This is a genomic window from Alphaproteobacteria bacterium RIFCSPHIGHO2_01_FULL_41_14, assembly GCA_001767855.1.
GTDB lineage: Bacteria > Pseudomonadota > Alphaproteobacteria > UBA7879 > UBA5542 > 2-01-FULL-41-14.
Window position 1 is genome coordinate 360625 of sequence record MEMF01000002.1, and the last position, 23249, is coordinate 383873.

The 23249-nt window shown below is 46.3% G+C and carries 19 protein-coding genes and 2 tRNA genes; 14 read left to right on the top strand and 7 right to left on the bottom strand.

Annotated features, from left to right (window positions below; genetic code table 11):
- The first annotated feature begins 4 nt into the window (after positions 1–4).
- The 12 genes from A2621_01790 to A2621_01845 all read left to right on the top strand — a co-directional run bounded on the left by A2621_01790 (position 5) and on the right by A2621_01845 (position 16880).
- Positions 5–1150, top strand: a complete 1146-nt coding sequence (locus A2621_01790) for a DNA replication/repair protein RecF (protein ID OFW90113.1) — start codon at positions 5–7, stop codon at positions 1148–1150.
- Positions 1150–3555: a DNA gyrase subunit B gene (locus A2621_01795; protein OFW89625.1), complete on the top strand. Its 2406-nt coding sequence runs from the start codon at positions 1150–1152 to the stop codon at positions 3553–3555. Before A2621_01790 ends, A2621_01795 begins: the two co-directional genes overlap by 1 nt.
- A 7-nt stretch (positions 3556–3562) precedes the next feature.
- A complete protein-coding gene (locus A2621_01800) occupies positions 3563–5416 on the top strand; it encodes a hypothetical protein (protein ID OFW89626.1) in 1854 nt (617 codons plus the stop codon).
- 58 nt (positions 5417–5474) lie between these two features.
- Entirely contained in the window at positions 5475–6056 is a 582-nt protein-coding gene (locus tag A2621_01805) for a thymidine kinase (protein OFW89627.1), read from the top strand.
- 19 nt (positions 6057–6075) lie between these two features.
- Positions 6076–7056 (top strand): hypothetical protein, encoded by a 981-nt coding sequence (locus tag A2621_01810; protein ID OFW89628.1) that lies wholly within the window; start codon positions 6076–6078, stop codon positions 7054–7056.
- Between the two features lie 224 nt (positions 7057–7280).
- Positions 7281–7745, top strand: a complete 465-nt coding sequence (locus A2621_01815) for a protein-export chaperone SecB (GenBank protein ID OFW90114.1) — start codon at positions 7281–7283, stop codon at positions 7743–7745.
- Between the two features lie 6 nt (positions 7746–7751).
- Entirely contained in the window at positions 7752–9554 is a 1803-nt protein-coding gene (locus A2621_01820; protein ID OFW89629.1) for a hypothetical protein, read from the top strand.
- 91 nt (positions 9555–9645) lie between these two features.
- Positions 9646–10896 (top strand): hypothetical protein, encoded by a 1251-nt coding sequence (locus A2621_01825; GenBank protein OFW89630.1) that lies wholly within the window; start codon positions 9646–9648, stop codon positions 10894–10896.
- Positions 10897–10908: 12 nt separating this feature from the next.
- Positions 10909–14013 (top strand): hypothetical protein, encoded by a 3105-nt coding sequence (locus tag A2621_01830; protein OFW89631.1) that lies wholly within the window; start codon positions 10909–10911, stop codon positions 14011–14013.
- A 66-nt stretch (positions 14014–14079) separates the two neighbouring features.
- On the top strand, positions 14080–14616 hold the full coding sequence (locus A2621_01835) for a hypothetical protein (protein ID OFW89632.1): 537 nt from the start codon (positions 14080–14082) through the stop codon (positions 14614–14616).
- Entirely contained in the window at positions 14600–15592 is a 993-nt protein-coding gene (locus A2621_01840) for a hypothetical protein (protein OFW89633.1), read from the top strand. Before A2621_01835 ends, A2621_01840 begins: the two co-directional genes overlap by 17 nt.
- 10 nt (positions 15593–15602) lie before the next feature.
- Entirely contained in the window at positions 15603–16880 is a 1278-nt protein-coding gene (locus A2621_01845; GenBank protein ID OFW89634.1) for a hypothetical protein, read from the top strand.
- A gap of 316 nt (positions 16881–17196) precedes the next feature.
- Here the strand turns inward: A2621_01845 and A2621_01850 are convergent, their stop codons facing one another.
- Positions 17197–18129, bottom strand: a complete 933-nt coding sequence (locus A2621_01850) for a hypothetical protein (GenBank protein ID OFW89635.1) — start codon at positions 18127–18129, stop codon at positions 17197–17199.
- Positions 18130–18244: 115 nt separating this feature from the next.
- Here A2621_01850 and A2621_01855 point away from each other — a divergent pair.
- Positions 18245–18321: transfer RNA gene (locus A2621_01855), tRNA-Arg, on the top strand.
- Positions 18322–18348: 27 nt separating this feature from the next.
- Here the strand turns inward: A2621_01855 and A2621_01860 are convergent.
- The 6 genes from A2621_01860 to A2621_01885 all read right to left on the bottom strand — a co-directional run bounded on the left by A2621_01860 (position 18349) and on the right by A2621_01885 (position 22499).
- Positions 18349–18423: transfer RNA gene (locus tag A2621_01860), tRNA-Gln, on the bottom strand.
- Positions 18424–18510: 87 nt separating this feature from the next.
- Positions 18511–19062 carry a hypothetical protein gene (locus A2621_01865; protein ID OFW89636.1) on the bottom strand — a complete coding sequence of 184 codons (552 nt, stop codon included), beginning with the start codon at positions 19060–19062 and terminating at the stop codon, positions 18511–18513.
- Positions 19063–19073: 11 nt separating this feature from the next.
- On the bottom strand, positions 19074–20267 hold the full coding sequence (locus tag A2621_01870; protein OFW89637.1) for a hypothetical protein: 1194 nt from the start codon (positions 20265–20267) through the stop codon (positions 19074–19076).
- Between the two features lie 140 nt (positions 20268–20407).
- Positions 20408–21301, bottom strand: a complete 894-nt coding sequence (locus A2621_01875; protein ID OFW89638.1) for a hypothetical protein — start codon at positions 21299–21301, stop codon at positions 20408–20410.
- A gap of 127 nt (positions 21302–21428) precedes the next feature.
- Entirely contained in the window at positions 21429–22094 is a 666-nt protein-coding gene (locus A2621_01880; GenBank protein OFW89639.1) for a hypothetical protein, read from the bottom strand.
- 60 nt (positions 22095–22154) lie between these two features.
- A complete protein-coding gene (locus A2621_01885) occupies positions 22155–22499 on the bottom strand; it encodes a 4Fe-4S ferredoxin (GenBank protein OFW89640.1) in 345 nt (114 codons plus the stop codon).
- 82 nt (positions 22500–22581) lie between these two features.
- On the opposite strand from A2621_01885, the gene A2621_01890 reads away from it, so the two are divergent.
- On the top strand, positions 22582–23205 hold the full coding sequence (locus A2621_01890) for a cytidylate kinase (GenBank protein OFW89641.1): 624 nt from the start codon (positions 22582–22584) through the stop codon (positions 23203–23205).
- Positions 23206–23249: the final 44 nt, after the last annotated feature.

Consider the following 23249-nt stretch of genomic DNA (forward strand, 5'->3'; position numbering starts at 1 on the left):
ACCTATCACCGTTTCTCCTCAATGGGTGCAATTTTTGTCGCTGCAGAATTTTCGGTGTTATGAGGCGCTGACCTTAGAAGTGGATCAACGACCCGTGGTGCTGACAGGCGAAAATGGGTCGGGGAAAACCAATATTCTCGAGGCGCTCTCTTTTTTGTCTCCGGGTCGCGGGTTGCGGCGAGCAAAATTATCTTACGCCACAAATCTGAATCATGCGGAAAAAGGATGGTCAGTGTTCTCGAAGGTGTGGACGGGGAGTGACAGAGAAGACATTGGGACTGGTTTGACGAACACGGAAAGTGGTGACGAACGTCGCGCCATCAAGCTGAATCAAACGGCTATCTCTCAGATAGATCTCTTGGAAATGTTAAGCATTTTTTGGGTGACGCCTCAAATTGATCAGCTGCTTACTGAAAGCATGGGCACGCGCCGTCGCTTTTTTGATAGGTTGGTGACCTCTTTTATCCCGGCGCAGGGACAGCATCTTTATCGGTATGACTATGCGCTCCGTGAGCGGTCTCGTCTTTTGAAAGAGGGCGGAGGTGACGCCCAATGGTTATCCATTTTAGAACAAAAAATGGCGCAAGAAGGCATGGCCATCACCTCTCTGAGGCATATCTTTTTGTCCGAGATTCTGCCGCTCATCGAAGTGTCTGTTTCAGGCTTCCCACAAGTTCACCTTTCTTTAGAGGGGGTGGTGGAATCTTTGTGTTTAGAAATGTCGGCCCTCGAGGCGGAAGAGAGAATCGAGGCCCTTTTACGGGAGTCACGTGGGGTGGATGCCCGACTTGGGGGGAGCCAAATCGGCCCTCACCAAACCCAAGTTCAGTTTTTTCATGTGGAAAGAAAAAAATTTGCCGAATTTTGTTCAACTGGAGAGCAAAAAGCACTATTATTAAGTCTGATTTTGGCAAACTGTCGTCTACATAGAAAAAGTAAGAACAGAACGCCCATTTTATTGTTAGATGAAGTGGTTGCCCACTTGGACCAAGAGCGTCGAGAAACTTTATATACAGAAATCTTAGACCTTGGCGTACAGTGCTGGATGACGGGAACGGATCAAAAAGTTTTTGCCCCATTGGGGGAAAAAGCTCAGTATTTTTATGTGCAGGATCGTAAGGCTGTAAAGCAAACTATGAAAGTTGAATAATGTCAAATTCCTATGATGCAGGATCGATTAAGGTCTTAAGAGGCTTGGACGCCGTTCGTAAGCGGCCCGGGATGTATATCGGGGATACCGATGATGGATCAGGCTTGCACCATATGATTTATGAGGTGGTGGATAACGCCATTGATGAGTCATTGGCGGGGCACTGTGATCAGATTTGGGTTATTCTAAATGAGGATGGGTCAGTCACAGTTCGCGATAATGGGCGCGGTATTCCGGTTGATATTCACGCGGAAGAAAAAGTATCTGCCGCTCAGGTCATCATGACCCAGCTTCATGCTGGTGGGAAATTTGATCAGAACTCCTACAAGGTTTCTGGGGGGTTGCATGGGGTGGGTGTCTCTGTGGTGAATGCCCTCTCTGAAACTTTGAAGTTGCGGATTTGGCGGAACAATAAGGAATACTTGATAGAGTTTCGTCATGGGGATCCTGTGGCGCCACTGAGAGAGATCGGTCCAGCAGAAGGGAAGAAGGGGACAGAAGTCACCTTTTTGCCCTCGAAAGAAACTTTCACCCAAACAGAATTTGATTTTGCGACCATGGAACATCGTATTCGCGAGCTTGCCTTTTTGAACTCGGGCGTGCGCATCTTTTTGTGTGACCACCGCCAAGCAGACCAAAAGCAGCTAGAGCTTTATTACGAAGGTGGTATCCAAGCCTTCGTAGAATACTTGGATCGGAATAAAACAGCCTTGCATCGTCCGGTTATCTTGATGTCGGGGGAGAAAGAGGGAATTCTGGTGGAGGTGGCGCTCGAGTGGAACGACACCTATCATGAAACCATGCTTTGTTTCACCAACAATATTCCCCAAAAAGATGGGGGAACTCACTTGGCCGGCTTTCGGGCGGCGTTGACGCGCGTTATTAATAACTACCTTCATTTAGCCGGTCCTAAAAAAGATAAACTCTCTATTACAGGCGATGATGCGCGGGAAGGGCTCACCTGTGTGGTGTCCGTTAAAGTACCAGATCCTAAATTCTCGTCCCAAACCAAAGAAAAGCTTGTTTCTTCCGAAGTACGTCCCGTTGTGGAAGGCATGGTGAATGATCGCTTGAGCCAATGGTTCGAAGAAAATCCCGCCGATGCCAAGGTGGTGATGGGGAAAGTGGCCGAGGCGGCGCTCGCCCGGGAGGCAGCGCGGAAAGCCCGCGAGTTGACGCGCCGGAAAAGCGTGTTGGACATCAGTTCTCTACCAGGGAAGTTGGCGGACTGTCAGGAAAAGAATCCGGCTCTCAGCGAGCTTTTCATCGTGGAAGGCGACAGTGCTGGCGGCAACGTAAAACCTGCCCGAAATCGTCAAAATCAGGCGGTACTTCCCATTCGGGGAAAGATCCTCAATGTGGAGCGGGCGCGGTTTGACCGCATGATTGGGTCCGAGCAAGTGGGGACCATCATTTCAGCTTTAGGCACCAGCATTGGGAAAGAAGAGTTTAATATTGAAAAACTGCGGTATCATAAAATCATTATTATGACAGACGCGGATGTGGATGGCAGTCACATCCGCACGTTGCTCCTCACTTTTTTTTATCGTCAAATGCCTGAAGTGATTGAACGGGGGTATCTCTATATCGCTCAGCCGCCTTTATTTAAGGTGAAAAAAGGGCAATCTGAAACGTATCTGAAAAACGAAGAAGCATTGGATCAATACCTGATCACAGAAGGGGTCAAGAACGCCCGTCTTGAATTGGGGTCTGGGGTTGAGATGGTGGGGGCAGATTTGTATGACACTGTCTTAAAAGCCTGCCACCTCAAGCGTCTTTTGGAAGAAATTAACAGCAAGGGGACAGACATTCCTGTCTTAGAGCAAGCCGCTATTTTAGGATTGCTCGATGCTCAAAAAATTAAAAATCATCGCTATGATGACCAAAATGCTCATCATTTGGCGGGTCACCTCAATAAACTTCACCAGCTGCCAGAAGAGGATTCCTGGACGGGGGCTGTGAATGAGCAGGGAGACATCTTGTTAAGCCGTCTTTCTCAAGGGGTGCCGCAGTATGTGACGCTTCCCTGCGATATTACACACTCCATCGAGGCCCGCCAACTCTCTCAGAGAGCGGATGACCTTGTCTTGTATAAAATGCCCAACACGCTGCATCTGAAAGCTAAAAGTGTGGAGACGTCCGGTTTCTTAGATCTTGTGGCGGCGATCCAAGGAGAAGGCCGTTTTGGGATGACGATCCAACGGTATAAGGGATTGGGAGAAATGAATGGAGAGCAACTGTGGGAAACAACTTTGGATCCTGAGGTTCGTTCGTTATTACAGGTCAAAGTAAGCCATCTGGATGAGGCAAACGATATTTTCTCGGTGTTGATGGGGGAAGTGGTTGAGCCTCGCCGTAACTTTATTCAAGAAAATTCTTCGAAAGTCAAAAATTTAGATATTTGAGATTTAAATGATCAAAAAAAACCCGATTATACTAAAAGGACAAGGTTCCTCTAGATCTTCCTTTGGAAGAAAATTATTAAAATTTATTCTGATTGTGGGCATTTGGGGCGCCATTGCCTTGGCAGGTCTATTGAGTTGGCATGGCTATCACTTGCCGGATATCAAGAAACTAGAAACTTCTGTTCGGCAGCCCAGCATTGTCTTTCTCACGCAAGATCGTCAGGAAATTGCCGTTCAAGGCGACATGCATGGCGAGACCATTACCTTAAAGCAAATCCCAAAATCTTTGATTCAAGCCTTAATGGCGACGGAAGATCGCAATTTCTACAACCACTGGGGTGTTGATTTTAAGGGGCTCTTACGGGCGGTGGTGCGCAATGTGGTGGCAGGAGCGTATGTGCAAGGGGGTAGTACCATTACGCAACAGTTGGCAAAAAATTTATTTTTAACCCCAGACAGATCTTTGAATCGAAAGTTAAAAGAAATGATGTTGGCGTTCTGGCTTGAGCATCATTTTACCAAAGATCAAATTCTGACGATTTATTTAAATCGGGTGTATCTTGGAAATCAAACCTATGGGGTGGATGCTGCGTCCCAGCAATATTTTGGGAAATTAGTCTCTTATATGACCCCGCTCGAATCCGCTGTCATTGTTGGGTTGCTCAAGGCGCCGTCTCGCTTTGGTCGAAATCAGGATCTCTTGAAAAAACGGGCGTCCGTTGTGTTAACAAACATGTTGGAAGAGAGATATCTCACCAATCAGCAGTATGACTACTATCTGAAAAAACTAGAGACCCTCCATCTGCATCGCAATCCCTACGGCAATAATAACCGCTATTTTACGGACTGGGTTTTGTCAGAAGTGGTGAAGTTGGTAGACGTAGACCAAGATCTGATTGTGACTACCACCATTAATCTACCCATTCAAAATGTGGCTGTCCAAAAGATTAAAAATCACATCGCCATCAATGGGGAGCAATACAACGTGGGTTCCACTGCTTTTGTAGCCATGTCCTATGACGGAGCTGTGCGTGCCATGGTGGGGGGGCAAGATTATAATTTGGCTCAGTTTAATACAGCCGTTCAGGCCAGTCGACAGGCTGGGTCCATTTTCAAAATGTTTGTCTTCTTGGCAGCCTTAGAGGCGGGTTTCCAGACGGATATGATGATAAAGGACACCATTTATCAGAATAAAAATTGGGTGGTGCATAATTTTGGATATAAAGAACGAGGGGAAGTCAGCTTAGGGGAGGCCATGGTCCATTCTGTGAATACGGCGACCGTCAGACTGGCCCAAAAAGTCGGGGTATCCTTCATCGGCAATGTGGTGGAGCGCTTAGGATTTGAAAAACCTCCAGCGGGAGATCTCTCCATTGCTTTGGGGACCTATCAAACCAACCTTCTCAACTTGGTGCGGGCGTTTGCCATCTTGGCGAATGATGGGCATTTCGTTCAGCCTTATGGGATCCTAGAGATTCGGGCGTCATCTGACGGTAAAATCTTGTACCAAAGAGAACCCCAGAGAGAGGAAAAACCAGAAAAGCTATTCAGTGATCATGCCTTATCCACCATGCAGGACTTGTTGCAAAAAACGGTTGAAGTAGGGACAGCAAGAAAAGCCCAGGTTCCAGGTGTGGTGGTGCGCGGCAAAACAGGCACCACTCAAAAGTTTAGGGATGCGTGGTTTGTGGGATATATTCCCAATCTTGTGGCTGGGGTTTGGATGGGGAATCTGGATGATTCACCCATGAATCGTGTGGTAGGCGGTAATCTTCCCTCCCAATTATGGGCGGATATCATGAGAGAGGCGACGCGAGCCGGGGGGATGGAACCCGTCGCGGCTGAACCAGCTGCGACATGAAGCGGCATAAGTCTAAACGATACGGTTTATCGTATCATTAAAAAATCAAAGGATTAAAATGGCAAAGTTACATTTTTATTATTCCGCTATGAATGCCGGAAAAACAACCACTCTTTTACAATCCAGCTATAACTATCAGGAACGTGGCATGAAAACATTGCTCTTTATTCCTGTGATCGATGATCGATTTAAGGTGGGTACCATTACCTCGCGCATCGGGCTTTCTTCAGACGCCATTGCCTTTGATGCCCAGATGAATTTCTTAGATTACATTCGTCGATCCCACGCAAAAGACAAAGTTAGTTGCATCTTGGTGGATGAGGCCCAGTTTCTTTCAAAGAACCAGGTACAGCAATTGGCCGATGTGGCGAGCCAACTGAACATCCCTGTTTTGGCCTATGGCCTCAGAACAGATTTTCTGGGAGAACCTTTCGAAGGCAGCAAGTATTTACTGGGGTGGGCCCAAGAGTTAAACGAAATAAAAACCATCTGCCATTGTGGCCGCAAAGCCACCATGAACGCTCGGATTGATGGGGAAGGGCGGATGGTAACAGAGGGCAATCAAATTGAAATTGGAGGTAATGATCGTTACACGGCCTTGTGTTACAAGCACTATCGACTCGGCCAAGTAAAGTCTTAATAGCGAAGTTTAATTTAGAATGACGACTCCTCCCCAAAGAATTCTTGTTTATGTCTATGAAGATTTGTTGGGGGACGGCATTCTCAAACTTCCCTTTGTGGGCGCGCTCAGAAAAGCCTTTCCCAAGGCCCATATGATCTGGTGTGCTGGCGGTGGGAAGAGTGTGTATCGTTCTTTCCTTGCCCCCCTCATTCATTCCTATCTTGATGAGATTTTAGAAATCCCTTTGGGAAGAACCTGGGGTGAGCTTGTGCGATCCTCTCCCTTGAAGGATCAATTCTTTGATCTCATCATTGATACACAGCGCGACCTTAAAACAACGCTGGCACTTAAAAAGGTGCCCCATAAAACGTTTATCTCTCGCACAAGTGGATTTTTCTTTTCGGAGGCAAAACCTAAGAAGTCTCAAAAATATGGGACTCATCTCTCCTATCAACTCCTTCGTTTGTTAGAGATAACTACTGGTAAAAAGAGTGTGTTGGAAAAGACCTCTCTCATCGCCCTAGAAGATCAAAAGAAAAAACTGCGCTTTTATTTTCCCAAAGGAAAAATATATATTGGGTTTGCACCGGGGGCGGGTAATCGGAAAAAATGTTGGCCGCTCGATCGGTTTATGGAGGTGGCGCATTGTGTGAGGGAGAGTGGCAAAATTCCTGTGTTTATTTTGGGTCCTGCAGAACAAGAATGGTACACAGAATTGAGATCAAAGGTACCAGGGGCTCTTTTCCCTTTACAAGAGAATCCGAGCTTTCTTTCCAATCCGCTTTACACGGCAGCTATGGGGTTTTTCTTAGAAAAAGTTATTGTGAATGATTCTGGTGTTGCTCATTTGCTGAGTTTGTCAGACACTCAAATGATCTCTCTTTTTGGCCCCACAAAGGCAGAGAAGCTACATCCTCTCACAAAAAATTTATGCCTTGTTAAGGCCTCCGATTTTGGGGGAAAAACTATGGACCATATTCCCTCGCATTTTATTATGAGTATGTTGAAAAAGAGTTGAATTTATTGAGAAATAATCTATCCTGCTCTTTCCAAAGAAGGAAGAAATCTGTACTATAGCTAAGATACTTTAAAATGAGACGAGGAACGAGGAGCGACGCGTAGTTCACTTGACGCAAGAGACGATGTGGCGATGTATTCAGTTTATAAGGAGCCAGCTATATATAAATATCAAAGGAGTTTAGAGTGATGCCCCAAAAGAAACAGACTAATAAAACCCAAAAAATGAAAAATAAAGATCAAGAAGTGATGCCTCTTTTGGTTAATAATGCCAATTATATTAAAGATTTGTCTTTTGAGAATCCTGGTATTTTGCGAGAAATACCAGATCCAGCGGCGGGGCCAAATTTAGACATCAATATTCATGTGGATGTGACGCCTGTGGGGGAGCATGTGTATGAAGTGGCGTTGGTGTTGAATATTCAAGCAAAACAAAATGATCACAACATGTTTTTAATCGAGCTCTCCTACGCGGGCATTTTCCGCGTTGCAGAAGCAGCCGATCACGACGATGAACAAAGAAAGCGACTTTTGCTTATTGAGGCACCGTCTTTGCTGTTCCCCTTTGCCAGAAGTATTGTCTCTAATCTGACCCGCGAAGGAGGATTGCCACCTCTTCTTCTGAATCCGGTCAATTTTGAAATAATGTATGAGCAAACCGTTCGTGAGATGGAAAAAACAAAGCATTGATGTTACGTGGGTATTAAAAAACATAAACTGTTTAAGCTTCTTTTTAAAAAGGAACAAGAATCCCATTATCGGTCTTTGTTTAGGCTTTTGCCTTACGTTCGGCCTCATTGGGTTTATCTCTTAAGCTCTCTTTTATTTATCATCTTCAGTAGCCTCAGTGTGTTGTGGTTGGGGTATGGATTGCGACGCTTGATTGACAAAGGATTTCAATCAACCGAGCAGCTCACCAGTTCTGTGATTCTATTAAGTTTTTTTGTTCTCCTTTTAGGCCTTTCCAGCTATGGGAGGCTGTATTTTGTGGCGCAGTTGGGGGAAAAGATAGCGGTCAGCTTGCGTCGGTCGTTGTTTAAAAAACTGATCTATCTGGATGCCAATTTTTACGAACAACATATGGCGGGGGATCTGTTGTCGCGCTTGGTGCATGATACGGGGGCCATTCAAACTTTTGCCACCAATGCGGTTCCTTTGATCATCCGAAACCTGATCATCGCCATAGGGGGCATTGTTTTGTTATACTGTAGTAATTTAAAGCTTGCTCTGATCGTCACCACTTCTTTTCCATTGGTGGTGATTCCCTTGTTTATCTCCAATCAGCTCATCCGGTTTAATCGCAAGAAACAGCAGGAGGGATTGGATATTCTCAGCGTGCAGGCAGAGGAAGTTTTGTCCTCCATTAAAACCGTTCAAGCGTTCAGTCAAGAAGCCTTAGAAGAAGAAAAATTTAATAGGGCATTGAACAAGGGCACCATCTATGTGCAGCGTCAGGCAAAAATAAGATCTTTGTTGGCCTTAGGGGTGGTGATTGTTGGGTTTGGGACCATCGGGCTTTCGGTTTGGGTGGGAGGGATAGATGTTATTTCTGGTGTTATGACGAGTGGAGAGCTAACCGTTTTTTGTTTTTATTCTTTGGCCATTGCAGGGTCCTTAGGGGCTATGAGTGAGTACTGGGGTGACATTCAGCGGGCTATTCGCTCCACAAAAAGGCTGATTTATTTGTGGGAAGTAAAGTCACTCACTCCCTTGGTGGATCTTCCAAAACCCTTGAAAAAGAAAGCCGCGGAATTTCATATCTCATTTAAAAATGTGTCCTTTTTCTATCCCGGTCGACCCCACTTGCCAGTCTTGAAAAACGTCAGTTTTGACATTCCTTACGGACAAACCATTGCCTTTGTAGGCCCGTCCGGATCCGGAAAGACAACCATTTTTGAGCTGCTGATGCGGTTTTATGATCCTGTGGCAGGGGAAATTCTGGTGGGGGGACAAGATATTCGAACGATTCCACTCCTTCACCTTAGAAATCAAATGGGATTGGTGTCGCAAGAGTGTATGGTTTTCTCCGGCAGTGTTTACGATAATATTGCCTATGGCACAAAGTCGCCCTCGCGTGCGCAAATTCTTGAGGTGTCTCGCATGGCCCGGGTGAGTGAATTTGTGAATCGTCTGCCCAAAAAATTTGAGTCTTACATTGGTCAACGCGGTGTGTCTTTGTCAGGAGGGCAAAGACAACGCCTTTCCATTGCGAGGACTCTGTTAAAAAATGCTCCCATTTTGTTATTAGATGAGGCAACCTCTTCTCTGGATGCGCAGCAAGAGGCCTTTGTGCAGCAGGCAGTAGAGCGCTTGGTGGTGCACAGAACCACCCTTGTCATCGCGCACAGACTCACCACTGTTCAAAAGGCGGAGAGAATCTTTGTGTTAGAGAAGGGGAAAGTTGCAGCTTCAGGCACTCATCGAGAGCTTTTGAAAACATCAAAAATCTATAAGAATTTGGCAGCACTGCAGTTTTTAGATAAAGAGATTGAAGAATAAGGTAATATTTATTATAAGATTAAGAGTTATTTTAGTTAACCTTATTTTTCAGTTTGGGTATAGTATAAAAGAAGGGTTACGAGCGTTTCTTATGAAGAATTACATTAACAAGGTTGTCTCTTTTCTAAACGAACAGAAGCAAAGGGCCTCAGAGCTTCTTAAAAGTATAAAAAGCAAGAAGTCACCCGTGCATTTTAAGGCGCCGGTTTTGAAGATGTCCATGTTCTCTTTGTCGCAGACAAAAATGCCTTCTTTGAAAGAGGGAACGCTTCGGGGCATTTTGGTTTTTCAAACAGTATTAATCATTGGGGGCCTTTCTTTTGGGGGATGGTTCTATTGGACCAAGATGAGACATCCGGAAGAAGCAAAGAAAAGAGATATTCCCCAATCCATCGTAGAAGCCTTGCCCGTTGAACTGGGCACCTTTGAAACTTTTACCTCGGTGGTTGGAACGCTCAAAGCGAATGAATCCATCATTGTGCGTCCTGAGGTAGAGGGTAAAATCAAGGAAGTTCGTTTTAAAAGCGGGGATCCTGTCTCTCAGGGGGATATTTTGGTGACGCTGGAAGACAGTGTTTATAAGGCCATGAAAAGAGAAGCCAAAGCCAAAGTAGACCTCTGGCAGGGTAAGTACAATCGAGCCGAAATTTTATATGAAAAAAGATCAGGAACCTTAAGGGAAAAAGAAGAAGCGTTTGCCCAGCTTGCCATGGCCCAAGCCGATTTGGATCGAGCGACCAGTCAGATGAGAAAAACAACCATTCGTGCCCCTTTTACGGGGGTCATTGGGTTTAGGACCATTAGTCCCGGTGCGTATGTACGGCCAGGAGAAGATCTGGTAACGCTGGATGAAATGGATCCCATGAGTATCGAGTTCCGTATTGCCGAGAACATGATTGATAAAGTATCCATCGGCAAGATTGTTCAAGTTGAGATTGATGGGTTCCCCAATAACGTGTTTGAGGCGACCATTGATGCCATTGATACCAACATTGACCCCATGGGACATAGCGTTCGGGTGAAGGCTCAGCTCTCGAATAAAGAAGAGCTCTTTAAACCAGGTCTCTTTGGAAAAGTGAAGTTTTTAGTGAGTTCACATGAAGATGTCATTATGGTTCCAGAATCTGCCGTGGAAAGCCGTGGAAATCAAGAGTACGTTTATCGTGTGGAAGAGGGGAAAGCGCGCTATACTGTGGTGAAAACCGGGGGCAGAAATGGGGAAAAAGTAGAAATTTTGTCTGGTCTTGAGCCGGGTCAAACGGTCATTGTGGCGGGCCAAATGAAGATCCAAGACAAATGGCCAGTGATGGCTGTTCCTCCGTACGTTTTAAAAAGATTTTAAGAGAAGAATCCCGTGAATCTGTCTGAACTTTGTATTCGTCGACCCGTCCTTTCCATCGTGATGACCTTATTGATGGTCATTGTGGGGGCGGTGAGCTATACCTATTTGCAGCTTCGTCAATTTCCCCAAGTGGAACGCCCTATCATCAGCGTCACCACCACCTATGAAGGAGCGAGTCCCCAGATCGTAGAATCCCGTATCACGAAACCGCTTGAGTCTGCTTTAGCGGGTATCGAAGGGGTGGAATTTATCACCTCCATTAGTGAGTCTGAAAATAGCCGCATTAACTTGAACTTTAAACCTGATCGAGATATCGATGCCGCCGCTAGTGATGTGCGTGAGAAAATTGGCCGCGTGCGGATGCGCTTGCCAGAAGGGGCGCGAGACTCTTTGATTAAAAAATCAGATGCGGATGCGGCGGCCATTATTTACTTGGCTCTTTCCAGTGATAATCCAGAGATAGGGACAGCTGAATTATATGACTATGCCCACCATTATCTAGAAAATGAATTTGAATCCATTGGGGGAGTGGCCGCCATAGAACTTTTCGGTTCCAACGGCAATATGGTTCATATCTGGCTCGATCCGGTCAAGATGGCGGCCTACAATGTCACGACCCATGAAGTGTCCGCGGCTTTAAGGCAGCAAAACGTGCACATTCCAGCGGGGCGCTTGGTGGGAGACAACCGCGAAGTGATGGTGACCACGGCGGCGAACCTAAAAAGCATCAAAGAATTTAAGAACGTCATCCTCCACAGAGAAAAAGACTATTTGGTGAAATTGGAAGATGTGGCTCGCGTGGATTTTTCTCCCGCCGAAGATCGGAGCTTGGCTCGGTTCAATGGGAAGCCGGCTATTTCCATTGGATTAATTAAAAAATCCATTGCCAATCCCTTGCAGATTGCCGAGGAATTGGATGCGTTGCTTCCTGCCGTCAAACAGAACTTGCCCAAAGACTTTAAGCTGGCCATTGCTTACGACAAAACTATCTACATTGATCAATCGTTGAAAGAAGTGTATAAGACGTTCTTTGAAGCCACAGGATTTGTTCTGGTGATCATCCTTCTTTTCTTGTGGTCGTTTCGGGCGTCTTTGGTGCCACTGGTTACCATCCCCATCTGTGTGATTTCCACCTTTACGCTTCTTTATATCTTTGGGTTTAGCTTGAATACGTTAACCCTCCTCGCCATTGTTCTCGCCATTGGGTTGGTGGTGGATGACGCCATTGTGATGATGGAGAATATTTATCGGTACATGGATGAAGAAGGACTTTCTCCGCTCGAAGCTGCCTTTAAGGGCAGCAAGGAAATCAGCTTTGCCATTATTGCCATGACGCTGACGCTCGCGGCCGTCTATGCACCCATTGCCTTGTCACAGGGGGTTATTGGGAAAATGTTCACCGAGTTTGCGTTGACCCTTGCGGGGTCTGTGATCATTTCAGGATTTGTGGCCCTTACCCTGTCTCCCATGATGTGTGCCCATCTTCTGAGGCCTCATAAACTGCCGGAAGAGGGAAAAAAGAGGCGGAGACTTAACACGCTGCTCGAAGTGAATCGGTTTGATCCGTATTATCAGAAGCTGGAAAATGGGTATGGGGTTCTTTTGCGTAAACTCATGTCTGTCAAAGGAATGGTGGTCGGTGCGGCCATTGGTTTCTCTGTGGTGGGAGGGATAATTGGCGCCAAATTCTTGCCCAGCGAACTCACACCGCAAGAAGATCAGGGGCTTATTAATGCAGGAGCGATGATTCCACAAGGGGCAACGATTCAATATATGTCTCAGTATGTGGCAGAAATGGAACGGATTCTCCAAGAAATCCCAGAACTGAGCAGCCAACTCTCCACCATTGTCCAACCCAGCCCACTGATTTGGACTCTCTTGGTAGATTGGAAAGATAGAAAGCGTTCAAGTCTTGAGATCATCGAGGAAATCCGACCAAAATTAAGGGCTATTCCCGGGATCAATGCCTATGCGTCTCCTGGAAGAACACTGCTGAGTGGGGGGGGAAAGACGGAAGAGTCCATCCAATTTGTGTTGCAGACCACCAAATCCCAAAGTGAATTAGATGCCGCGTCCGAGATTTTAGAACGTGCCTTGAGACAAGAGCGCATTATTCCTTACCTCATCACAGACCGAGGCGAGGATACGCAAGAATATATCGTGGAAATCAACCGCGATAAAGCGGGTCTTCTAGGGGTTGATGTTGCCACCATCGGAGAAACCTTTGATACCTTTGTGAGTGGGCGCCGAGTCACTGACTTTAAAAAAGACAGCGAGCAATTTGACGTAGTCGCCTCTGTGGCCACAGATCAAAAAAGATCGCCCAATGATCTCAGCAACATGTTCGTGAAGGGCCGATTTAGAGACAGAGAAGTCATGGTGCCTCTCTCCAACATCGTGACCTTAAAGAAGGAAAACATTCCCATCCAAATCAACCACTACAACCAATTACGTTCAGTGACGTTGTCGGGCGAGTTGGCGCCAGGGATCAGCTTGGGTCAGGCGGTGGAAACCTTTGAAAAACTTTCAGCGGAGATCTTACCAGAGGGGATTCGAGCAGAATTTTCGGGAGAGACAAAGAAATTCTTAGAAGCACGGTACACCATCTATCTGATCTTTGGCCTGGCTCTTATTTTTATCTATCTGGTGATGGCGGCGCAATTTGAAAGCTTTGTGGATCCCTTCATTATTATGTTCACCGTTCCGCTCTCTCTTTCGGGGGCCTTGATTACTTTAAAGCTTGTGGGGGGATCCATTAATATTTATAGCCAAATTGGGCTCATTACCTTAATTGGGCTGATCACTAAACATGGGATTCTTATTGTGGAATTTTCTAATCAGATTTTGGATAAGGAAAAGAATCTCACCCTTGTGGAAGCCGTGACGCGGGCGGCACTCCTGCGTCTCAGGCCCATTCTCATGACCACTGCGGCCATGGTATTAGGGGCGGTACCCCTGGTGATTGCCACCGGGGCGGGGGCAGAAAGCCGTCGTCAAATAGGCTGGGTTGTGGCAGGAGGTATGATGATTGGAACCCTCTTTACCCTCTTTGTGATCCCGGCCGTTTATACATTTTTATCGAGTCGTAGAAAAAGAGAAAGACAAGAGGAGATATAAGCCGTGACATTACAAAGAGCTAGATTCTTCCGGTTAATTAAAGAGCCAACAGAAACTCCCTCGAATATGGGGCGTTCAACCCATTATTATTTGGGCATTTTCGACCACTTTACCACCGGCAAGACGTGGTTCCCCAGTTGGAATTGGACAAGCTTTTTGTCCGCCCTCTTTGGGATCGAATTGGTGTGGCTTGTGTATCGACGGATGTACGTGTATGCCGTTTTTTACTTAGGGATTTTGGTGGTGCTCACCAATTTAGGATTTGTGGGGTTTTATTTCCTCAATAAAAACTTATCTCCTGAGACCAAAACCTATTTATTAGAAAAATTTTCCGATAAGGATTTCTTGTTTTTCTCTTTGAAAATGCTTTTATGGTTGATTAAACTTCCCGTGATCTTGATGTTCGGAGTGTTTGGAAATGCTTTGTACTTTAAATTCTTAGAGAAAGAATCTCATAAAAAATATCTTCCTAAAAGCGGTATCTCAACGGTAGGCGCAGGGATCGTCCTTTTGATTACGCTGGCGCTCGTTCTTTTAAATAATTACCTTTTACAAACCGCCAATACCAATCTTTACAGTAAGCTTCATGAGTACTTTGTATAAGCCGTCCCTTATCTTAATCGGCTGCGGGGATTGGGGCAAAAATATTGCGAGAACCCTCTCCAGAATGGATGTCTTGGCCGGCATTGTGGATCCATCTCCTCACGCGATACGTCTGGCGGACGAGCTTCATGTGCCCGTGTTCAGTTTAGAAGACGCTCTTCAGAAAGAGGCCGTTAAAGGGGTGGTCATTGCAACGCCCACTCCCACCCATTTTTCTCTGGCTGAGCAAGCTTTACAGAAGGGAAAAAGCGTTTTAGTCGAAAAACCTTTGGCGGTGAAAGACACAGAAATTAAGTCTCTAAAAAAAATAGCGGATGAGCGCGGGCTAACCCTCATGGCGGGGCACCTTTTGGTGTACCACAAGGCCTTTCAACACTTAGTTTCGGGGGTGCGAGCGGGGAAATTAGGGAAAATTTTGCGGATCGAGACAAGTCGCAAAAACTTCGGAAAAGTCCACGCTCATGAAGGCGTTTTGTGGGACCTTGGCCCCCATGACTTCTCCATGATTCTGAGTCTCACGAAGACGCTGCCCACCCAAGTTTTTTCCCAGGCTGAAAGTTACGTGTATGAGGGGAAACCAGACAGTCAAACAATCCTTCTGTCCTATGAAGAGGGTCCGTCGGTCAAGATCGAGCTTTCTCGCCTGCATCCCTTTAAAGAACAAAAAGTGGTGGTCATCGGCACAAAGGGATCTATTGTCTTTGACGACACAAAAGAATGGGCAGAAAAATTAATCTTTTATGCGAATCAGATCGAGATAGCCTCCCCGCTTTTGACCCGACAGGCGGGGGAAGCTATGGCTCTTACACCAGGAGAACCCTTAAAGGAAGAATTAACCCATTTTGTGGAATGCCTCCGTACCCAAAAGGAGCCTTTGTCGTCTGCTCTTCAAGCACAGCAGGTTTTATCCTTGATCAAAGCGGCAGAATCATCTGATCAGAACAAATCTTGGGTTCTGATGCCCCAAAAAGAATAAAGGAAAGATCATGCGTACGGAAGATACATGTCAAGAGCTGACAGAGCTCACCACCCTTCCCAACGGATTTCGGATTGTCACCCGTCGCATGCCACACGTGGAGACTATTTCCATGGGCGTTTGGGTGGGGGCGGGGTCGAGACGGGAGACGCTCTCCAACAATGGTATTGCCCATTTTCTAGAGCATATGGCCTTTAAGGGAACCACCACGCGATCAGCGTTTGATATCGTCCAGCAGATTGAGGCCGTGGGCGGCGATTTAAATGCCGCCACAAGCCAAGAGGTTACCTATTACCACGCGTCCCTCCTCAAGGAACATACGGCACTGGGGATCGAGATTTTGGCAGATATTCTGCAGAACTCCACGTTTTTATCGGCAGAGATTGAAAAAGAACGAAAAGTAGTGCTGCAAGAGATTGACCAAACGGAGGATACGCCCGATGACGTGATCTTTGACCATTTTCAGGCTGTCTCTTTTCCTGATCAACCTTTGGGGCGGCCTATCTTGGGGTCACGCATGACAGTGAATGGGCTAACTCAAAACATGCTCCACGATTTTGTGGCACAATACTATGTGCCGCAGAGGATGGTTTTTTCTGCCGCTGGGAATTTGCAGCATGAAGAGATTGTGGCCCAGGTGGAACGCGCCTTTCTTACACTCCAGGCTTTACCCGAGGCGCCCCTGCCGCGCGCTTCTTATAAAGGAGGATATGCCCATACCTTTAAAAAACTTGAGCAACAGCATATCGTTCTCGGGTTTGAGGGGTTGGCCTTAGAGAGTCCTGATTTTTATCTGGCCCATTGTTATTCTTCCCTCCTCGGAGGGGGGATGTCGTCGCGCCTCTTCCAAGAGATCCGTGAAAAACGAGGCCTTGTTTATGGCATTTCTTCCTTCATGTCGTCGTACCAAGAGACGGGGCTTTTTGGTATCTATACAGGCACCAGCGAAGATAAAACAGAAGAGATTATAGAGATCATCTTCCAAGAGATAGAAAACACCGCTTCCCATATAACGTCGGAAGAAGGGGAGCGTTCTAAAAACCAGGTGAAGGCCTCGATTCTGATGGCGCAAGAAAGCACAGCCTATTGGGCCAACACGCTGGCCCGGCAAGTGCTTGTTTTTGGAAGACCGCGGACGGTAGAAGAAGTGATTTCTAAGATCGACGCTGTAACGGAAGAGAAGATGGGGCAATATGCGTCGCAGTTACTGTATTCCACCCCTTCGTTAGCCTTCATTGGCCCTCGCAAGAAAAAAATTAACTACCGTTTCGAGGCAAAAAGGGGGTAATCAAATACTAAAAAACCCCCAGAGGTGTAATCTCCAGAGGTTTTTTTGTCTCAGGCTAACTTACCAAGCCTGAGGTGGGTTCCAAGCTTGAGGCGGGGTATACGATAGAGCTTGTGGTGGAGTCATCAGTGTTGTTGTTCGAGACATTTTATTCTCCTATGTTTCGTGTTATACGCCTCCTATCTATACCCTAATTTTAAAATAATCAAATAGAAAAATAATAATTTTTCTATTTAGGGAGAATAAATTTTTGGAGACTCAGAAAAATGAACTCAGACTTGTTTTTTAAGCCCAGAGAATATCAAAAGAGGAAGGTTTAGTGAATAAATAATACCCGCTCTCTCGTGGCCTTCTGTTGGTTCACCTTTTCGATCAAATAATCTCTAAAGGCAATCACTCTTTTTGAGTTCGCCAAAATTTGGGGATAAATAAAGAAAATATCCACTTCTGGGCCAGGAAGTTCGGGCAGAATTCTAACCAGACGTCCTTGCTTAATGATGGGAAGTTCTTCTGACAAAGATCCAATGCCGATTCCGCTCAGGACACAATCGATGAGAGGCTGTGAGGATTGAATGCGGAGATACGGTTCTCGGGGGAGGTCATCCGCCCGCTTTCCGATGGTTAAGAACCAGTCCACTTCCCTATAAGGTTTAGCATTGTCTTGACCGGTGGTAATGGCAATCAATCGATGATTATCCAACTCGTCTGTCGTTTTGGGTATACCAAATTTTCTAACATAATCGGGGCTGGCATAGAGACCTACATGCCAGGTCATGATATAATGCTGGATGATATTCTGACCATCGGAGATGAGGGGTTGAATCAACACATCTGCTTCACCAAGAGTGACATCGGGGGTGTGATTTAGGGGAGAGATGGACAACCGTACGTCTGGATATTTTTCTAAAAATCCGGGTAAATATCTGGAAATCCACAAAGAAGCTAAGCTAGGGGTAGTGATCACCCGTAAAGGCCCCGACACATCGTCTCTGCTGTTTTCATCTAAAATGTTTCGGGCGGATTCTATTTCAGACAAAATAATGCGTGTTTTGCGGAACAACAGCTCCCCTTGCAACGTCAGCGTCCATAATTCTTGTCGGCGATTAAACAAAAGTGTTTTGAGGTCTTGTTCCAAGGTGGAAATTAATTTTTCAGCGCTGTCAGCAGAAATACTCAGCTCTTCTGCCCCTTTTGGAACAGAACTATGACGAGCCACAGAATAGAAGACCTTTAACTTTTCAAAGTTCATGATGAAAAATATCCAAATTTAACAAAAACATTACTGAATAACGAGGGGGGTGTCAAGAGAGGGCCTAGAGGAAAAGATTTACATTATACCTCAGAGAATCTATATAAAAGAGATCGTGCCCGTAGCTCAGTTGGATAGAGCACAAAATTCCTAATTTTGGGGTCGGAGGTTCAAGTCCTCTCGGGCACACCAGCTTCTGATCACGTATGGATTGGTTATTGGCTGGGGTGGAAGGATTCGAACCCTCGTATGGTGGTACCAAAAACCACTGCCTTACCGCTTGGCGACACCCCAAGAAAATTTTTGTCTCAGATGAAATTAATAACAAACCTACGAAAAGGCAAGGGAATATTGATCACTAGGTCGGGGAACTTCGATTTCTTACCGGGGATCTTTGATGCCCTTTTTCCAGGCACCCTCGTAAAAATTATACGAGAAAGGGTTGCGCGAGCGTTCTTTGGGCGGGGCAGAAGAGTCCTCGTATCCTACCGCAATCACCGCCATGGGAATACAATCGTCTGGCAACCCAAACTCTAAAATAAGCTCTGGCCCATTAAACCCGCCCATTTGGTGGGCCATCAGGCCTGACGCTGCGGCTTGCAGGCATAAATAAGCAGAAGCCGCGCCCGTATCGTGAGCCGCCCATCGGTTGTTTTTGCCTGTTTTTCTAAAGGTATAGTCGGCCACCGATATGATCAGAAGAGGGGCATTTTTCGCCCACTCTTGATTGGGTTTGGCGAGTGCGTGGAACACTTTTTCATAGGCCCCGTTTTTATGGTCCTTTTCACAGATAATGTACCGCCAAGGTTCTTCGCCGTAACACGAGGGCGCCCAGCGGGCCGCATTCAGAAGGTCTTTCAAAACAAAAGCGGATACGGGTTTGGTTTTATCAAAACTGTATCCGCTATGCCGTTGTTTAAAAAGAGGATTCATAAGGGGTCAAGTTATTGCCACTCCTCGTTATCGCCCTCATCATCATCCTCTTCATTGCCCTCCATCATAGCGGCGCGTCTTTCTGCTAGTTTTGCTGCTAGAACAGGAGATCCAGCTAGAGCGCGTTCCTGAGGATTAACAGAAGCAGGCGATGGAGCACGACTACCACTTGGAGACACTTTCTTTAATCCTTTGCCTCTCTGTATGTCGGCCAACAAAGCGCCGCGACCAGAATCGCCTTGAGGATTCCGAGAAGGCTCTCTGTGTCTTAATTGTTTTCCTGCCTGGATCTGGGCTTGAAGAGCTCCTGGTAGTCCTTCCCTTTGTGTAGAAGGTTGTTGGGGCATCGGAGGGGCTAGCGGAATCCGTTCTCCTCCAGAGGAGACCCGTGAAGGCTTCCACCCTGCTGGGGGCATCGGAGGCGGTGGCGGTGGCGGCGCAAAGGACTGTTGAGGAGCCGCAGGCGGCGGCGGTGGCAGAGGCTCATCAGAAACAGGCTCATCGAAGAAGCTAGCGGGAGGAGGAGGGAGACGACTAGGGTCAAAAGACGACTGGCGTCGGCTGAGTCTGGCGGCCTCTATGGCCTTCATGACCTTAGGAGATCTAGGTGGCACTGCAGGTTTCTGACGGATGGCCTTTTCTCTCTGTTCAATAACAGCGATGACTCGACTAAGGTGAGCGGCAGAGCGCCGATCCCCAGCGGCTTGAGCCGCACTCATTTGTGCTTGAAGGTTTGCCTTCTCTCTCTCTAGCTTCTTCAGAAGATCGGTGTTTGGGGTGCGACGAAATCTTGCGCTCCATCGTCCTCTTTTTGCCTCTTGCACCTGCCGTTCTCTTACAAGGGCGCGGTTCAGATTAGCAAGATATTTTTCTGAATTTGGGTCAAAATAAAAGTTTTTGTATAAAGTTTCTCTTGTTTTTCTGTCAAAACGAGCGAGAAGGGAAGAATCAAGACAATGTTTTGCACAGAGAGCATCTGTTTGCTTGTCGGCCGTCGAGCGGGGACCCAGACAGTTTTCTTTACAAAACTTGTACACACAATTCCCCGAGGGGCTGGCACAACCCATCTTGTATTCACTCTGAAATGCTGTCGGATCTTTGCAGATATTACTGTTATGGAATTTGCAGCGCACGGATTGGGCATATGTCTCGCTCATCAGAAAAGACGAGGTAACAACAAGTAGGGATAAAAGCAATTTGTTCATGGTTATGGGCCTCCTGTTACTTTCAGTATCACCCCCCTTTGGGGGAGGAGTCAAGAATAAATTACAGGCAGGGGTGTCAGAAAAAAGAGCGGCTCAAGAAGAACAAGAACCGCTCTTTTGATTTCCTTCTGATGCAGAATTTATCTTGAGCTTCTGTGGGATTTTCTACTTTTTGTGGGGGGGGCTAGTCTTTTATACTTCACAAGAAGACGAGAGTTACTCGGGCCGATTTCCGTTACACGCAGAACTTTATTAGGGCTCGTTTTATCAAACCCGACATAATCTCCCACTTTTAATCCGTAAACTTTATCGGGGTGAATAATGACATATTTTACAGAGAGAGGATCGCTTCCAGGGGCAGTTTCCTTTATCTCGACGGCTGTACCTCTATCCTCTGACCGGATTGCTTGCCCGATATAATTTACGATTATACCGTTCTCGAAAGTTTTTCCTAAGTAGGTGTTTCTGTAAAAAGATTTTATACGATCTGCTTCCTCACGAGCTTCGCGTTCTTTGCGCTCTGCTTCTCTCCGTTCATCATCCGTGTCACGGGTATCGGCAAGGGTGCGACGTGTGGCTGTGAGGTCTTCATAAAGCTTCGAGTTTTTGGTTTTACGACCGAAAGGCTTCCATTTTTTGTTCTTTGCTTGTAGAACGTACATTTCTTCAGAAAGGGCTCTTGTGACATTTATGATGGCCTGTCTTGGGGTCAATCCTTCAGTTGGTAAAGTACCAGCATACAAAGCGCGCCTTTGGTCCATATTGAAACGAGAAAGAAGCCTGGTGTTCAAACACTGTGCCTTGCAGAGGGGGCGAACCTCTGGGAGGGAGACGTCCCTACAGTTTGCTTTACAAAACTTGTACCGACAATTTCCTGCAGGGCGGACACAGCCGGAGGCGAGTTCTTCCTGAAATTTTACCGGATCTATACAGTTGTTACTGTTGTGGAATTTGCAGGGCAAAGATCGGGCCTGCGTTTCTCCCAAAAGAAAAGACAATGTAAGAAAAATGAACGATAAAAATAGTTTGTGCATGGTTATGGGCCTCCTGTTCATTTAAGTATCAATGCTCTTTTGGGAGAGGTCAAGAAAAACTTTGAGAGGGGAGTGTCAGAAGAAAAAGGAACAAAAACTGTTCCTAAATTTTTCTTCTGACTTACACTTATCCTACGTTTTGAGGCCTGGGTCTTGGTCTTGGTGGAGATGGAGGCCGCCTTCTGGGGGCAGGCTCCGGACGCATAGGTGTGGCCATAGATTGGGCAGCACACTGCTCTGCATGTTCTTTGATATCCTTTATGAACCAACATTGTTGGGCACAAGAAGGCCAACGCGTGTCAGAGGCCGGGCCTTTAAATTGGCAGGATTCTGGAGCATTCTCATCATAGTCACACTGGTCCTCACACCATATTTTCATGCTGAGAAGTTTGGCTATGGCTGCAGTTATTTCGCGTTTTCTTCTGAGGGTTCTGTCATTGAATCTTTCATCGAACGTTTTTCTTTCTCCTCGTGAAAAACCGCTGTCTTTTTCAGTATCGAAATTTATCCCTCCGCTATCGCAATTTATCTGACACAGGCGATAAAGATCACTTCCCTTTTCGGGAATGGTGGCGCCGAGACAATTGGCTTGGCAAAATTTACGGCGGCAGTTTCCATCGGGTTTCGCGCAGCCATCTTTTTTGTCTCTTAAGAAAATATCAGGATTTTTGCAATAATTGCTGTTTCGTAGACGGCACGGCACCTTAGAGCTGGCGGCAAAAGAGCAGGACGGCGCTAAGGCAATCCAGCCGAGAATGAACATAAGACTCAGAAAAAAACGTGATACAATCATGATTTAACTCCCTATTATTCATTAGCGTAACGGAGAGAAAAGATTTGCACAAGACCCTTGTTATTTTTTCTTTAAAGGGGTGCCGGGCTCTGGGCTAAAGAACTTTAGTTTGTTAGGCTTTCCCACCCATTCTTCGGCGTCCAGGGGAGACAAACCGGCAACTGTGATAGAGGGCCATAAGGCAGCATATTTTTGGTTATGCTCCACCCATAGTTCGCTGCCGGGGGTTGTTTCAGGCAAAATGGCGTTAATGGGGCAGGCCATTTCGCAGACGCCACAATCAATACAGATCGCGGGATCGATCACCACCATATTTTCCCCTTCATGGAAACAATCCACAGGGCAGACTTCGACGCAGTCCATGTATTTACATTTGATGCAATTTTCTGTTACCACATAGGTCATGATGTTTCCTCTGTTTCAAGATTATAAATATGTTTAACATCTATGGAAATAAAAGATCAATTTTTTTTGGGAGACTAGACACATGATCATTACCATCGATGGTCCCTCAGGGGTCGGAAAAGGGACCGTTGTTCGGTTGCTGGCGCAGCATTACGGGTTTGCGTCTATGGATACGGGCCTTCTCTTTCGTCGGGTGGCTTATCTTTTGTTGCAACAAGGCGGAGACCCGCACAATGAAACCGATATTTTAAAAGCAGCAGCGGATTTAGAGAGAACAGAAGCGGTGCCAGCTACAGAGTTTAGAACAGAAGCTATCTCTCAAACAGCATCTAAAATCTCTATGGTTCTCCCTTTAAGAGAAAAATTGCTTGAAGTGCAACGGCACTTTGCTGAGATAAAAGGCAACGCTATTTTTGATGGTAGAGACATGGGGACTGTGGTGTTTCCCCAGGCAGATAAAAAAATCTTTCTAACAGCGTCAACGAAAATCAGGGCTGAGCGTCGTCTCAAGGATTTAGAAAATCAAGGATTGATAGGTGATTTTGAGGAAATATTAAGAGGTATTGAAGAGCGTGATCTGAGGGACGCCACCCGGGTGATTGCCCCCACCAAACCAGCAGAGGATGCCTTCATTCTGGACACAAGTCACCTCTCCATTGACGACGTTTTCAAAAAGTGTGTGTCGTTTATTGGGCCAGTGGGATAGGGGGGCGTTTTTTTTGCAACAGAGCCAAAGTTATATTGAGGTTT